General features: G+C 60.5%; 14 protein-coding genes. 9 read left to right on the top strand and 5 right to left on the bottom strand.

Features of this window, described 5'->3' with window-relative positions; all coding sequences use genetic code 11:
* Positions 1 to 581: 581 nt before the first annotated feature.
* From QQL24_RS32480 to QQL24_RS32500, 5 genes are all read left to right on the top strand, one after another.
* Positions 582 to 2,153 carry a serine hydrolase gene (locus QQL24_RS32480; RefSeq protein ID WP_284316462.1) on the top strand — a complete coding sequence of 524 codons (1,572 nt, stop codon included), beginning with the start codon at positions 582 to 584 and terminating at the stop codon, positions 2,151 to 2,153.
* Between the two features lie 115 nt (positions 2,154 to 2,268).
* Positions 2,269 to 3,543: a serine hydrolase domain-containing protein gene (locus QQL24_RS32485; RefSeq protein ID WP_284316463.1), complete on the top strand. Its 1,275-nt coding sequence runs from the start codon at positions 2,269 to 2,271 to the stop codon at positions 3,541 to 3,543.
* Positions 3,544 to 3,610: 67 nt separating this feature from the next.
* Positions 3,611 to 4,717, top strand: a complete 1,107-nt coding sequence (locus tag QQL24_RS32490; protein WP_284316464.1) for an alpha/beta hydrolase family protein — start codon at positions 3,611 to 3,613, stop codon at positions 4,715 to 4,717.
* Between the two features lie 210 nt (positions 4,718 to 4,927).
* Positions 4,928 to 5,833: an ornithine cyclodeaminase family protein gene (locus tag QQL24_RS32495; RefSeq protein WP_284316496.1), complete on the top strand. Its 906-nt coding sequence runs from the start codon at positions 4,928 to 4,930 to the stop codon at positions 5,831 to 5,833.
* Between the two features lie 517 nt (positions 5,834 to 6,350).
* Positions 6,351 to 7,157 (top strand): hypothetical protein, encoded by an 807-nt coding sequence (locus tag QQL24_RS32500; protein WP_284316465.1) that lies wholly within the window; start codon positions 6,351 to 6,353, stop codon positions 7,155 to 7,157.
* A gap of 35 nt (positions 7,158 to 7,192) precedes the next feature.
* Here QQL24_RS32500 and QQL24_RS32505 read toward each other — a convergent pair whose 3' ends face one another.
* A complete protein-coding gene (locus QQL24_RS32505) occupies positions 7,193 to 7,315 on the bottom strand; it encodes a hypothetical protein (protein ID WP_284316466.1) in 123 nt (40 codons plus the stop codon).
* Between the two features lie 279 nt (positions 7,316 to 7,594).
* Here QQL24_RS32505 and QQL24_RS32510 point away from each other — a divergent pair, with 279 nt between their 5' ends.
* Positions 7,595 to 8,776, top strand: a complete 1,182-nt coding sequence (locus QQL24_RS32510) for a zinc metalloprotease (RefSeq protein ID WP_284316467.1) — start codon at positions 7,595 to 7,597, stop codon at positions 8,774 to 8,776.
* A 336-nt stretch (positions 8,777 to 9,112) separates the two neighbouring features.
* On the opposite strand, the gene QQL24_RS32515 is transcribed toward QQL24_RS32510, so the two are convergent.
* A complete protein-coding gene (locus QQL24_RS32515) occupies positions 9,113 to 9,895 on the bottom strand; it encodes a lytic murein transglycosylase (protein WP_284316468.1) in 783 nt (260 codons plus the stop codon).
* Positions 9,896 to 10,928: 1,033 nt separating this feature from the next.
* Between QQL24_RS32515 and QQL24_RS32520 the strand changes: the two genes are divergently transcribed.
* Positions 10,929 to 11,117: a hypothetical protein gene (locus QQL24_RS32520; protein WP_284316469.1), complete on the top strand. Its 189-nt coding sequence runs from the start codon at positions 10,929 to 10,931 to the stop codon at positions 11,115 to 11,117.
* A 157-nt stretch (positions 11,118 to 11,274) separates the two neighbouring features.
* On the opposite strand, the gene QQL24_RS32525 is transcribed toward QQL24_RS32520, so the two are convergent.
* Both QQL24_RS32525 and QQL24_RS32530 read right to left on the bottom strand, forming a co-directional pair.
* Entirely contained in the window at positions 11,275 to 11,733 is a 459-nt protein-coding gene (locus QQL24_RS32525) for a cupin domain-containing protein (protein ID WP_284316470.1), read from the bottom strand.
* Between the two features lie 991 nt (positions 11,734 to 12,724).
* Complete coding sequence (locus QQL24_RS32530; RefSeq protein WP_284316471.1) at positions 12,725 to 12,895, bottom strand: hypothetical protein; 171 nt, start codon at positions 12,893 to 12,895, stop codon at positions 12,725 to 12,727.
* A gap of 189 nt (positions 12,896 to 13,084) precedes the next feature.
* On the opposite strand from QQL24_RS32530, the gene QQL24_RS32535 reads away from it, so the two are divergent.
* Positions 13,085 to 13,459: a hypothetical protein gene (locus QQL24_RS32535; protein WP_284316472.1), complete on the top strand. Its 375-nt coding sequence runs from the start codon at positions 13,085 to 13,087 to the stop codon at positions 13,457 to 13,459.
* Between the two features lie 101 nt (positions 13,460 to 13,560).
* Positions 13,561 to 14,061: a hypothetical protein gene (locus tag QQL24_RS32540; RefSeq protein WP_284316473.1), complete on the top strand. Its 501-nt coding sequence runs from the start codon at positions 13,561 to 13,563 to the stop codon at positions 14,059 to 14,061.
* An 88-nt stretch (positions 14,062 to 14,149) separates the two neighbouring features.
* Here the strand turns inward: QQL24_RS32540 and QQL24_RS32545 are convergent, their stop codons facing one another.
* Complete coding sequence (locus tag QQL24_RS32545) at positions 14,150 to 14,443, bottom strand: GYD domain-containing protein (protein ID WP_284316474.1); 294 nt, start codon at positions 14,441 to 14,443, stop codon at positions 14,150 to 14,152.
* Between the last annotated feature and the right edge of the window lie 160 nt (positions 14,444 to 14,603).

The following is a 14,603-nucleotide window of genomic DNA, read 5'->3' on the forward strand; positions in this document are numbered from 1 at the left end:
GCAAGCTTGGCGCGCTGTTGAACCAGTCAAGGAGGATAACGCTGGGACCACCTATGCAAGGTTGCGAAGCGACAGTCCTCCGATATCGGTCTGCGCCAGAAAAGGACATTGGCTCGCTGCCTGGCAGCGGACATTCGGCTTCGCGTCGATAGCTGCCAATCCTGATTGGGTTTTGACGCTAGAGCAAAGCGCGGTTAAGCGTAAACGCTGCTTTGCTCTAGCTCTTTGTTTCGACGCGTCTTTGCGATTCTCGCCGATTCCGTCAAATCGCAAAACGCTTTAGCAGGATGGCCTCCGATTTCACTGTTGCTCACAGACAGTAGCCGCATGACGTAGCTGTTCGCGAATACAAGAATCGGCTTGCGCGCTATATATGCCGGCTCGCTAAAGATCGATACCTCTTCATTTGAATGAATTCACGATAGGTTTTTATACAAAGCAAATCCGTATAATATGTATTTGCACTCCGCTATATACTTCCAAATAAACAAAAATAGTTCACCGTTCGAAAAAATCGACTATCGGAAAGCCCTTGCCATGTATAAGGTTGCCTCCTTGCTATTTATGCTAGGTGAGCGGGGATGCACGACTTGCTCGACCGACGAAGTTTCGTGGGCTGGACAGGCGCGCTTGCGGCCTGTGCCGTCGCGACGAAAGCGCTTGGGGCAACGGCGGGCCCTTCCGCGGGCGACGCCATTCCAGGCGATCGAATAGACAAGGCGATCGCACGGCTCGATGAGCTGGCCGCGGCGATCATGGCCAAGACCGGCATCCCGGGCATGGCCGTTTGTGTGGTGCATGGCGGCAAGACCGCCTATTCGAAGGGCTTCGGCGTTCGCAAGGCAGGGGCAAGCCAGCCCGTCGACGCCGACACGGTCTTCCAGCTTGCCTCGCTGTCGAAGTCGTTGGCAGCCACGGTCGTTGCTCAGCAGGTAGGCAAGGGCGCGGTCACCTGGGATACGCCAGTCGCGGCCAAGATGCCCTGGTTCACGCTCTCCGACCCCTGGATCGGCCGGCATGTCACCATCGGCGACATGTTCAGCCATCGCTCCGGCCTGCCGGACCATGCGGGCGACGATCTGGAGGATTTCGGATTTGATCGACGCACCATTCTGGAGCGCCTGCGCTTGCTGCCGCTGCACGGCTTTCGCGACATCTATGCCTATACGAATTTCGGGCTGACGGCCGCGGCCGAGGCGGTGGCCACGGCCGCCGGCAAGGATTGGGCGAGCCTGTCGGAGGAGGTGCTCTATGGTCCGCTGGGCCTGAGCGCCACCAGTTCGCGCTTCGCGGACTTCGAGCGCCAGCCGAACCGTGCCGTTGGGCATGTCAGGATCGAGGGGGCCTATCGGCCCGGCCCCCAGCGTATGCCGGATCCCCAGTCGCCGGCTGGCGGGGTGAGTTCGTCGGCGAACGACCTCGCGCGCTGGATGGCGATGGTGCTCGCCGCAGGTCAGTTCGAGGGCAGGCGGATCGTCCCGGCGCAGGCCCTGCTGCCGGCGTTCTCGGCGCAGATGGTCGCGGCCAAATCCGCGACCATCGATGCCCTGCCCGGTCTCTATGGCTACGGAGTCGGGGTGGGCGTCACGGCGTCCGGGCGCATCGAGATCAGCCACTCCGGCGCTTTCGCATTGGGCGCTGCGACGCGGTACGCGATGATTCCTGCGCTGGATATCGGCATCATCGTGCTGACCAACGCTTCGCCATGCGGTGGCGCCGAAACGCTGGGGCGGGAATTCCTGGACCTGGTTGAAGTCGGCTCGATCACCAGGGATTGGTTCGCGCTGATCAATCCCATATTCACCGCCATGCTCGAGCCGGAAGGCGACCTCCTCGGCAAGAGCCCGCCGGCCAGTGCCAAGGCTGCCGCCCCGCTTTCGTCCTATACCGGCACCTATGGCAATGCATATTTCGGCGATGTTGACATCGCCGAGGCCGGGAATGGCCTGCAGCTCAAGATCGGACCCAAGGCCTCCTCGTACCCCTTGAGACACTGGGATGGCGATGTCTTCGCCATTGCACCCTCCAGCGAGAACGAAGCCGACGGCTCGCTCTCCTCGGTGCGTTTCGTGCGCACGGAAGGGGCGCCCGCTAGGGAATTGACGGTCGACTATCTCGACAAGAATGGTCTCGGCCGCTTCGAGCGGCGCTGAACAAGGTTTGGCGGCGAACCGCCAGAGGGGTTAGCCGCTGCATATGGCATGCCAGGAAGTCACGGGACATGCCGGTCCCATCTCGTCGGACATCATTCGGGGGAGGCCCATTCGGATGCATATCGATCTTGACAGGCGGCCAGCGGCGCGCGCCTGGCCGTTTTTCTTCGCCGGCCTTCTGGCTGCGGGCCTGGTATCGACAGCGGCACAGGCGGCCGAGAGCGGCAGTTGCATCGCCGACATCGACCAGGTGATCGCCCGACAGCCCACGCCTGAAATGATGAAGGGGGTCCTGCCGGCAGATCTCACGACCAAGCTGGATGCGGCGTCGCAGGCCGCTTTGGCAAAGGCCTCCAGCCCCGGGGCCATCGTGGGCGTGCGCACCCCTCAGGGCACGTGGATTGCCGCCTATGGCAAGGCCGACCCCAAGGCCGGTACGCCGATGAAGGCAGGCATCCACACCCGGATCGGCTCGGTCACCAAGACCTTCACGGGAACGGTGATCATGCGCCTCGTCCAGGACCACCTGCTTTCTCTCGATGATCCGATCGACAAATATGTGCCGGGCGTTCCCAACGGCAAGACGATCAACCTGCGTCAGCTCGCAAACATGACGAGCGGCGTTGCCAGCTACACCCGCAGCACCAAGTTCACCGACACCTATTTCGCCAAGCCGGAGACGGTCTTCACACCGGACCAACTGCTCAAGGTCGGCATCGGTGAATCGCCCTTGTTCCCGCCGGGAGCCCAGTTCGACTATTCCAACACCAACACCGTCCTGCTGGGCATGGTGATCGAGAAGGTGACGCGCCGGCCCGTGGAGGCGGCGTTCGAGGCGATGGTGTTCAAGCCGCTCAAGCTCAACAACACCTCCTGGCCGGGCAAGTCGACCGCGATCCCCGCGCCCTATGCGATGGGCTTCACCCTGCAGGGCGATACCGCCAAGCCCGATGCGCCCAGCAATGCCACGCATTGGAATCCGGCGTGGGGCTGGACCGCTGGCGAGCTGATTTCCAACATCGATGATCTCTTGATCTATGGCCGCGCGCTCGGCACGGGGCAGGGTTTGCTGAAACCCGAGATCCAGAAGGAGAGGCTCGAATCCATTCCCAACCCCGCCGGTTACGGCATTGCCTTCGGATGCATCGACGGCTGGGTGGGCCACACGGGCGAACTGCCGGGCTACAACACGGCGCTCTATTACCATGCCGCCAGCGACACCACCGTGGCGGTGCAGACCAACAGCGACATTGCCTCCGGCGATTGCCCGGAATCACCCACCCTTACCGACGATCCCCGCGATACCGCCTGCTCCTCGCCCGCGACCAGGATCTTCGCTGCGGTGACGGAGGCGCTGGGACATAAGTTCACGCCAATACCTTCGAAGTAAGGAAGGGAAGGGGCGTTGCTCGGGTGAGTCAAACAGGTTCGCAGGCTGCCAATCGGAGACGCAGGACATGAGATCGACTAACTTTGGACGGGATGCCTTTCGTCGCTGTCTGGCCTGCGCCGTCACCGGTGTCGGTATCCTTTGCGGGAGTTTCCTCTCCCGGGAGCCGGACGCTCATGCTCAGGCAATGCTGCCGGCCGCCGTGAATCCCGTCGGGATGACACAAGTGGAGTTCATCGATCCGGTGGATGGAGGCAGGCCGCTGGATTATCTGCTGATTTATCCGGCCGCTCCGGAAAGCACCGCCAAGCCGTATAAAATATTCCTCGCGACCAATTTGCAGCTTTACAAGGACGCCCCGATCCTCGGCGACGGGATCAAGCGTCCGCTCATCATGTTCTCGCATGGGGCGGGCGGCAACGCCTCGATCTATGTCTGGTTCGGCGAATATCTGGCCTCGCACGGCTATCTCGTCGCCATGGCCTATCATTATCGAGCCAATACGTTCGATTCGAGCGCGCTCTATGTGCGCAACAGGCTCTGGCAGCGGCCACGCGACATCAGCCTGGATATTTCACACCTGCTTGAGGACAAGATCTGGGGCGCGCGCATCAACCCGGACCAGATTGGCGTGGCCGGACATTCGCAGGGCGGTTTCACATCGCTCTGGCTCGGCGGCGCCGAGATCAACCCGGACCTGTTCGTTCAGTACCAGCGCATCTGGAAAGACAATCTGATGGTGCCGGCCTATCTGCGCGAGCAGATGAGCATTGACGCCGAACCCGCCCGCAACCTTCGCGACGCCCGCGTCAAGGCCGCCTTTGCAATGGCGCCAGGCGATATTCAGGGGTTTGGCATGGATGAAGCCGGGCTTCGAAAAATGAGCATTCCCGCCTACATCATCGTCGGCGCTGGCGACACCACCACACCGCCCAAGGACAACGCCGAGTTCGCGGCAAAATTCATTCCTCACGCCCAGCTTGATGTGATCCCCGGCCCGGTCAACCACGAAATCTTCGATAATGAATGTGATCAGCTCGGGAAGGACAATTACCCGGAGGCCTGCGCCGACGCACCCGGTGTAGACCGGGCCAAGCTGCACGAATATATCGGGAAGGCGGCCCTGGAGTTTTTCGATGCCAATTTGGGAGTGCGCCGCCAGCCCGTGAATTGAGGGCAGGGCGCTAGGGATGCCCGCGGCGGGGCTGACCTGCCGGGAGGTGGGGATTACGGTGACGGTGCATTCAAGTGGACCGCCACGGAGGCTTGGCGTGTGCAAGGAGTTCCCGGCCGAATTAAGCATACTGCCACCGTCATTTGCCCGGAGAGCGGCTTTCGCCAGGGCGTGCCGGCCTTCGCAGAGTGAGGGAGAATAGCCGTGGTCATGTATCTGGATGAGGCCAGGGTTCGGGCCGCACTCGATTGGGAAAGCCTCATCACCGCCATGAAGGGTGCGCTTGCGGAATTCTCCCGAGGCCGCGTTCTCCAACCCGTCCGAAACATGCTGACGATCGAGGAAGGAAAGCGCTATCTCGGAATCATGCCCGCTGCCTATGAACAAGCCATGGGCTTGAAGGTCGTCAGCTTCTATCCCGGCAATGCCGGGACCGGAATCCCGACCCACATGGCGATGATCCTGCTGTTCCGACCCGAAACCGGGGAACCCCTGGCGGTCATGGACGGGCGGCTCATCACCGAGATGCGCACGGCGGCCGTCTCGGCGGCTGCAACCGAAATGCTGGCCGCCCCGGAAAGCCATGTCCTCGCCTTGCTGGGAAGCGGTGTCCAGGCCAAGGCCCATCTGGAAGCGCTGACCCGCATTCGCAAGTTCGACGAAGTTCGCGTCTGGAGCAGGAAGCCAGAACACGCCAAGCGCTTTGCTGAGGAGCACAGTGTCACTGCGATGGAGGCCGAGGCGGCGGTGCGAGGCGCCGATGTCATCGTTACGGCCACAAGTGCTGTCGAACCAATTCTCAGGGGAAGATGGCTGAAGCCGGGCGCGCACGTGAATGCTGTGGGATCACCACGACCGACGTGGCGGGAACTGGATGACGATGCGATGGCCAACGTGCTCGTGGTGGACTCCCGCGAAGCAGTGCTCAAGGAGTCGGGTGACGTGATCCTGTCCAAGGCGCCCATTCATGCCGAGATCGGCGAGATCTTCGCAGGTTTGAAAGAGGCGCCGACCACCGAAACTACCGTATTCAAGTCGGTCGGCATTGCAGTCGAGGACCTCGCGGCGGCGCAACTCGTTTACGAATGCTGCACCGTCGCTGCTCGGCACTCTTAGAGCAAAGCGCGTTCAAGCGTGAACGCTTCTTTGCTCTCACTCTTTGTTTCGACGCGTCTTTGCGATTCTTGACGATTCCGTCAAATCGCAAAACGCTTTAGCTAGCCAAGAAGAGTGCAACGGCCGCCGGTGCCTCGACCGTGGAGCGTTGATCCGCATCGGTTCAGATCACCGCCTGCGTGGGATAACGGCCCTCGCTGGATGGGTGCGCCGAGGCCCGCTTCCATAGAACAGCAGTCGGACGGGCGGCCGCGATGATGGGCTGCCGCCTCCCCCATTGTGGGGTAGCGGACTTCGACAAACCTCTCCACACTATATTGCGAACCCCTTGAGGGAAACCGGCGAGCACTGGCCTAAACTTGGGGCGCAGTGCTCGCGTGGCAGTTCAAAACTGGGCAGAGGACGCAAACCCGCCGTTCCCGGAGAATATTATACTTGGCTGACGCAATTGTCTGCGCGCCTTGTCAGAATTCCCAGGCCGGCGGGGTGATCCGAGCTTTCAGCAACGGAGACGACTATGGGGGAGATCGATTTCAAGTTCGGCACACTCATCCGCACCGGGCCGCAACTGGTCTATGGCGGCAAGTGGGAGGCCGATCTCGTCGATTGGAAGATCGACGCGACCACCAATGCCTATCTCACGATCTTCATTCGCGTCTATTTCGCGAAGATCGACCCCGCCGGAGCGACCGGGACCTATGGCGATGCGGACGATACCGCTGCCTCGCCGTCCAAGAAGCCCATCCAGAAATGGAAGCCGGGCGAGTTCGAACGCTATGTTCGCAATCTCACCGGCGGCGCGCAGCGTTTCTGGGACGGCCAGTTCTGGTTGAAGACGCCGAAGACCTATGACGGGCTGAACTATCTCGCCCATGGCCGCCAGAACTTCCGCTGCAACATTTATTGCAAGCTCGATCTCAAGCCTGCCGCGCAGGCCAGCGACGCCCATTATACGATCGCGGTCGTGCGTGCGCAGGACGGCGCGAATTTCCGCTCGAACTCCGTCCTCTACAGCCAGAACGACATCAAGTCGGAGCAGATGATCCCGCATTCCACCGTGAAGTTCTGGACCCATTTCCACGAGGTCGGACATCTGATCGGCCTCGGCCATGTCGGCACGGGCGGACATACCAATGTGAAGAACGACAACAGCCCATCGGCCTATGGCGTGACGCAGCAGGAAATGCAGGACGTCATGGGCCGGGGCCATGCCCTCCACGACTGGCACGCAACGCCCTGGCAACAGGCCGCCGAAGCGTTCACGGGCGTGACGGCATCGGACTGGAAGGTCTTCCAGCACCACATCGCGCCCGTGCCGGCTTGAGAAGGGGTGCTTGGCGCAAGAGGCTTCCTGCGCGGTCAGGACTTCTGCGGCTCGAAGGTGACCTCGACCAGCTCCACGATGGTCGGGGTCGCGACCACATGCCTGCTCTGCCGGAAATAGCCCTGCGCATAGCGCGGCGCCGCCTTCCAGCTGGTCAATCGTGGTTCGAGCCATCAATGCCTCCGGGCCAGGGCAAATATAGACAAAGAATCGCCGCAGCCGAAAGGGCAGCGTGAAGGTGTATGACTTGAGCGGACCGTTATCGTAACTCCGTCAAAATGAGTATTGCTGCCTGGACAGAAGTCGATTTTGCGCGCTGGTTAACAGTGTGATAGTTGTTATGAACACACGCCTTCTACCCACCGAACTTGATGTGAAGCCGCCGCCAGGGTTCCCCGGTGGATCGGATCGATTGTGCGGACCACAGGGCTTGTCTCATGGAAGAGATCGTCATCACCGGCTTTACGATCCTGAAGTCGGTCGGCGCGGGTGGCGCAAACGATCCGGATGATATCGATACGATCCAGATCCTGCTCAATGGCATTAAGCCCGTGCAGGGCGGCGCCTTTCCGCCGCTCGCCGTGCTGGACGCGGCCGACAACATCAACCGTGCCGAACTCGCTCGGATGATCGAGGCTATCCGTACGTTCCAGGAACTGCACTTTCAATTCGACGACGGGCGCGTCGACCCGGAAATGCGGACCATTCGCAAGCTGCGAGAGCTCTTCAGGCAGAAGCCTTCCCCCCTGGAGGCCGACGTCTTGTACATCGACGCCGTGCAGCCTTTCGACGGATTCGACAGCCGAGCCTCTCCGCCCTGGACGTTGGTGGCGATGCCCAGGGCGAAGCAGCTGCGTGTCGAGAATTTGTTACCGACGGATACGATCGATGTTCCCGATGGGTCGCCCTATATGGTCGACCGGGCCGGGGAGATCATCAGCCTGCGTGGCACGAACAACGGTAGCTCGACGCTTCAGATCACGCGGGCCGGACAATGGATGGCGGATCTGCGCGTCGAGGTGGTCACCGCCAGGAGCTTCTCACTGTGCTTTCTTTATGTGAAGGGCCCTGGTCCGAACGAGGGCACCTCGCGCCAGCTTGGAGACGCCGCGGGCATGCTGGCCGGCGTGAACCGCGTCTATGGCGGCCAGGCGGGCGTCACCTTTACCTTTGGCGGCGAAGCGGAAATCAGCGCGATCAACGGCAAGGCGGTGGATTTCAGGCAGCGGACATTCCTGATCGCCGACAGTGCTCCCGCGGGAGGCCAGGTCCAGGTTTTCACCTGGGCGGACCTCACCGCCGAGGCCGCAACCCGAGCCGGCGCGGACTGCCACGCCTTCTTCGTCAAGGACGTGGAGCATTTCCCGCAGAGCGCCAAATGCACCAACTGCATCGGCGGCACGACCATGATCGGCACGGGGCCGGCCATCATCGAGGACTCCGCCTCGAACACCAACCGCTTCGTGCTGCTCGCCCATGAGCTGGGCCATTTCCTTGGCTATCCGGCGGAGCACAAATCCCCGTCGGAGTCGCTGATGTTCCCTCGCATCGGCGCCGGCATGAACCAGCTCAGGATCTTCGAGGAAGATTTTCGCAAGATGACGAAGGTCGCAAAGTGAGCGAGGCCGGTCGCTAGGGCCTCGAAACTATGGCCGATGGGCGTCATTCCGGACGACCGTATCCTCACAAGCTTCGCTTGTGAGGATTTGCTCCAGCCGGAATGACGGCCCCAGCGATCCAACCTAATGCGATTATGCTCCAGGCGAGGCCGGCGATCGAGCGCTTTACGCGTTACGGCGTGATGCCGTTGGCGCGTTCGATCGCCGTCATTTCCTCGGCCGCGGTCAGGCCAGTGCCCTCTGTCTCAAATCAGGGGCGCAATTCGACAAATGCGGCGGCATCGATCGGCTGCACTGTCACCGCACGTCAAACCGGAGCCGCAAACCCGCCGACGGCTACTCCGCGTCGATACGCTGGCCGATCAGGGCGATGGCCCTCTGGTAGACCGAGGCGTCGTTCCAGGCCTGGATGGCGCCGAAATTGGCTTCTCCCGGCTGATAGCCCCCGCCGGCGCTCCAGCCATGCGCCTTCAGGAAGTTGGCCGTCGATCTCAGCGCTCCCGCGGAGCTGTCCAGATTGCCGGCGCCGTATTGCAGGACATTCTTGGGCATGAACTGGGTCTGGCCGATTTCGCCATGCATCGAGCTGCGCTCGCGCGGGGAGAGCGTGCCCTTGTCGACGAGCTTGAGCGCGGCATAGAGCTGGTCGGTGAAGAACGCCGGGCGCCGGCAGTCATAGGCGAGGGTGGCGACCGAGGACACCATGTCCTGGTTGCCGTGCACGGCACCGAAACCGGTCTCCATGCCCCAGATGGCGATGAGCGGGCCGGGCGGCACGCCATAGCTCTGCTCGATCGAGGCGAACAGCGCGGCGTTGGACCTCTTCAAGCCCTTTCCGCGCGCGATGATGGTGGCCCCGCCGCGCTTGGCCATGAACTGATCCAGCGACAGCTTGAAGCTCTTCAGGCCCCGATCGGCCCGGATGGTCGCCGTGGCGTAGTTCGCGCCCATCAGGGCGTCGATGCCCCGGGGCCCGATCCCGTTTGCCCGGGCCTCGTTGGCGAAACTCTGCTTCCAGGCGGCAAAGCCGGAGGCATCACGGCCGCATTGGGCGGCGGAAGCCCCCCCGGCGACAAAGGAAAGGGCCAGGGTGACCGCAGCAACGACCGCTATGCGCATTTCGCCTCCAGAATGCAGACTCTCCCGTCCAGTTGAATACAACCTCGCTGATTCATCAAGTCAAACGCGTGAATTGGCTGTGCTTATTCCGCAGGAATCCTGGTTCGCAAGCGCTGCGAGCCGAGGCATCGGCCCTCGCTACGAAGCTGAGCCAGCGGATTTACACATCCAAGTATTGTCGCTGGAGACTCGACCATCCTTCCCCGACTTCGGGGAAGGATGACCCGCGCCCTTTCCTGACGATACTGCGATGTATGAATTCGACAGCCGAAACCGAGGGAGGATTTTCCGCGCCCCATACCGATAATACAGAGATGTGTGAATGCCATGGACGAAGCTGAAAGTGGCGGGGAGGGGAGAGCCATCTGGCGCGACGAGCTGCATTGCCACCGCAATTCCCAAGCGTTCTCGTTCCTACGCCCTTTCCGGCTGGGTTGATTGGGAGACCGGGCGATGGCGGCTGCGGGGCAGCCGTGAAAGCAGGTTCATGGAAGATGCAGGCCACATTGTCGGTGCCAGCCGCCATCACCCCGTTCCGGTCGCCTCGCCCGCTGACAAGGCGCGCAAGGCCACCAGTTTTTCCGCCTTCTGAAGGGGGAGGCGAGCCGGGAGCTTTGCTATAGGCGACATTGGGGTTCTCCGACTTCGGCGGTGCGAGACCCTGGACGAGCGGCCGCAGGTATTCGTAGCGGTCCTCAACGGCGATGTCGTGGCCCTCGAAGAATGCCTCTAGGGTTTTCTTAAGGGCGCGATAGATGCGCTCGTCGGTGTCGGTGGGCATATTCTTATCGTCAGACGACTTGCTCGTTTCTCGAACAGATCCTTTAGAGCGTTTTACTTTCAGATCGGATCACCAGGAATCGCAAAACGCTTTTTGATACCAGTAAGTTAGTCTCGAAACCCGCTTCTGCCTGAACGCAGTTTGCTCTAGTTGGAAAAGGCAAATCGTCCTGGTCAAATATCTTCCATCAAATATTTTCCTAACCCGCCAGCATCCAAGCGACGCGCGTGACATTTGCAAGGGAACATGACAATGGCTGATTTTCTAGAGGACGCCAAAAAACTCATTGAGGAACGCCAAACGGACAGACTTCTAGCTTCCCGGATGGGCAAGGCCAGCGCTATCACGGCTGCGAACGAAATCAGCGACGAACTGACCTTGATCCGTGCGTTGCTTCAGGAGGTTCTGGAGGAACTTCGAAGCGGCAATCGGTCGAAATAAGACGAAACCAATCACCTAAGCCATCACGAATCGAATGTCCGTGGTGAAGTTGAAAGGCCCCCTGGAGGCCTTTTGACGCGAAGCGGAGGCGCTCAATCGTGATGGACCCACGCGAAGCGGGCGTCGGCTCGATCCTCGGCCCGCGCAACGAGGGCGTTCACAGTCGCCCGCCGTCCTTGCGGCTGTAGTGGACGCCGTCCTCGTCGGCGACGACGAAGAGATCAACGTCGGAAAAGTGCGCTTGTTCGCGCGCCGTGCGCGTTCCGATCTCGAGATAGACGGCATCGCTGTTGGAGCGATTGACCAGATGGTGGCCGTTGGCAACGCCCGCCTTGAAGCCGGCCGCGTCGCCCGACCGCAGCACGGTCTCGCCTTCGTCCTCGATCAGTGTCAGCTCGCCTTCGATGAGAAAGACGAACTCGTCCTGGTTCTCGTGCCAATGGCGCAGCGAGGAGAAAGCGCCGGGCTTGAGCATCGTCAGGTTGACGCCGAACTGAGTCAGGCCGGCTTCATCGCCGAGACGCTTACGCGAACGACCGGCGACCAGCTTGTCGTGCGGCGGTGGATAGCCGCCGCGCGCGACGAACGGCAGTGCGCTGACGTCGATCTTCGGCATGGTCTCACATCCTTTTGATCACGGTGGCGGTTCCCTTGGCGCAGACTCGTACGCCAGGAGTCTGCTGTGAATCCTGAGGGGACTTCAACCGTCAAACCTGATCCACCAGGGCAAAGCGCATTTACGCGCAAACGCCGTTGTGCTCCAGCAGGCCGCAGCGCGTGCCCGAAAGCCCTGATCACGCCGGGTCCTCATTCTCAGGGATCCGCGCATTGCGGAGGCCCGGCTGGGGTTGGGGGCTAGGGGTGCCGGGCCTCCTGCTTCCCGGGCATCGGCATGATCGGGAAGCGCAACGCCATTCACGCACTGTCCGAATTAGCGGAGCATTAGGACTCCTGCATCGGGCCCTGTGCGTGTGCAGGCCGATTGATCAAACCCCTTTAGTGGTAGCCCGGTGAAGAGAAGTGGCATAGTTTTCGTTTAGCCCGGGGCGGACCACAACTATTTGATAAAGGCAAGAGGTATTGATTGGGGCAGACCTCTGGGCCAAATGTGATTGTCACAGCCAGTCTTGGGAGAGGACAATGCCCTGGGTTTACCGATACGAGTTTGTCGACCCAGGCAGCAGTATTGTGGAAGTCTCTCCCATCATGCGGACACGCGAGAGCATCCTGCAGATTGGCGGATCCGTCATCGAGGACTCCGCCACTGAAGTCGATGACGGCGAACTTTTCCCTCGTGGCGTCCATCTTGATATTACGCCGGCGTCGATCGATCAGGGCCCGAGCGCGCCCAGTCTCCCTAGCCACAACAGGAGCAGGGCCTTCGGGAGGAGGAGCGCACTGCCGGTGGCGCGAAGAGCGAAAAAATGAGCTTCCCAAAGGAAGACGTCAGAGTGTTTGCTGGGGCGTCGAAACCAAGTCGTTTCCAACGCACTGTTATTTTATGATTTTCTATTTTCAGATGGCGGATGATTTCTCCGCCATACCGGCAAAATCACACCCTGACTCTCTCCATTCCCGGAACAGAGGATGAGCAATATCCACGGCAGTCAGTCGCCGTCGGTATCGTCCAGGTCATTGTCCGCACTCTGCCAGCCCGCATCCCAGCGCCGATAATCGCCCGGGTCAGCTTCTGGATCGTACGGATTTGCGTCCTCCGAATATCCCTTCCAGCGAGCATTTTCGCCTTCGCTGAAGGCATCGTGTGATGCTTGCTCCATCTCGCCTCCTTTTCAGGTCATTTGCGAGGTGCATCACAACTCTTGACGAGCCCTGCATGTTCCCGGCCATCGGCGGATAGGCATGGCCGCGGTGAGCGCGGCCGGTGCGTTCCGCGACGCGTGCGATAGGGCACTTCGCAGCTGTGTCACGCTGGCCCTTTATGTTGCAATTACAACATGGGGGATTCGATGTCAGACAATCTGGATGGGACCTACGCCATAATAGCGACCTCGTTGACGGGCTGCTTGGCCGGCAGATGTGTTGTCTACCACGGGCAACTCGAAGGAGACGACTTCGAGGGAGGACGTTACAGGGGCGATGTGAGCCTTCGGGACGAAATGATTGAGCTCAACCTCACCATGGAGGGGCCGGTCGTCCCGTCGAAAGCTTGCGATAGAAAAGCCCGTCAATTGCTTCGGCTGAGAGAAACCATTTCGGCGACAGAATGGGGTGGGGGCAGTTCCATCTTCCTCAAGGGCTCCGGCACATGGCTTATCATGCGTCGGATTTCCGACGCAGCAGGTGTTGACCATCGCGAAGAAGTGAGCCGTCGCGCGGCGTAGGCTGCATTCGCCCACTGGAGCAAGGCAAGTTTAAGCGTAGACTAGTGGAGCATCGAGTTTTCCGTGGCGCACCCTCGTTCGGGCCAATCGGAGTGCCGTCAATGCATCCAGAATTTGCAGAAACGACGGATGGCAGGAAAATATTCTATTGGAACCTTGACGGAGCCGTTGGCCTCAACGGCAAGAACAGTTTCGACGATGTGCTCTTTGTTCAGTGGTGCATGTACAAAGCATCGAAATGGCCTGGGATCGATCACCTGGCGCAAATCGAAGATTTCGATACCAAGGGCAAGACCCTCAGAGGTGCTTTTGCGAGAGTAAACATCAACGGTCGCTGCAGTGGCTTGAAAGACGATCCCTTATTGGACCAGATAAACCTTCTGCAAGCTCTGACACAGGGACCCATGGATGGACGTGTGAATCCGATCCAAGGCTCAGCAAGATATACTGGACTTGGTGGAATTCGATATGTCTACCTGGTCATATGGCTGAATAATATTTTGAAGCAAGTCCATCCCAAAGAGTACCCGCGGCTTGATCTGATGCCTGAATTCGCTTTTCAGCTCGGTCCACAAGTCAAGCCGGTATTCTGGGAGGACTGAAAACGCGCCATGCCGATCGTCGATCATGGCGCAAGCCCGGTTGGCCTCCATTCTCCAACCGGGCTGCGTCAGGCTGGGCTCCCTGGCATCACACCATCTTGGCAATGATGTCCTTCATCTGGTTGGCGTCGAAGGCCGTCAGTGTCTGGCTACGGATATTGCCAAGGGCGGCAACCGAGAGGTTTAGCGCCACCACCGCCGGGTTGTCTCCGGCCTCCGCGACGATGACCAGATCGTACTGGCCAAGCGTCCAGAGCAGCGTATGGATTTTCACGCCGCTCTTCTCGGCCATGGCCCTGAACGCTTCGGCGCGCTTGACCGTGTCCTTCACCGCCCTGGCGCCCTGGTCCGTGAAATGCACAAGAGTCACGAAATATGCCATTTCGACCTCCATTGTTGAGGAGGCGTACGGGCGCTTCCGGCGCATCCGCCGTTTCTCCCGCAACTTTTATAGCATCTGGTAGGGGAGATTTGAAATGACAGGGCGGGCGAGGCTAGCCATGGCGGGAGGACAGTCCGCACATCAGTCGCTATTGAGTGTC

The sequence above is a fragment of the Labrys miyagiensis genome (assembly GCF_030160835.1).
GTDB classification, from domain to species: domain Bacteria; phylum Pseudomonadota; class Alphaproteobacteria; order Rhizobiales; family Labraceae; genus Labrys; species Labrys miyagiensis.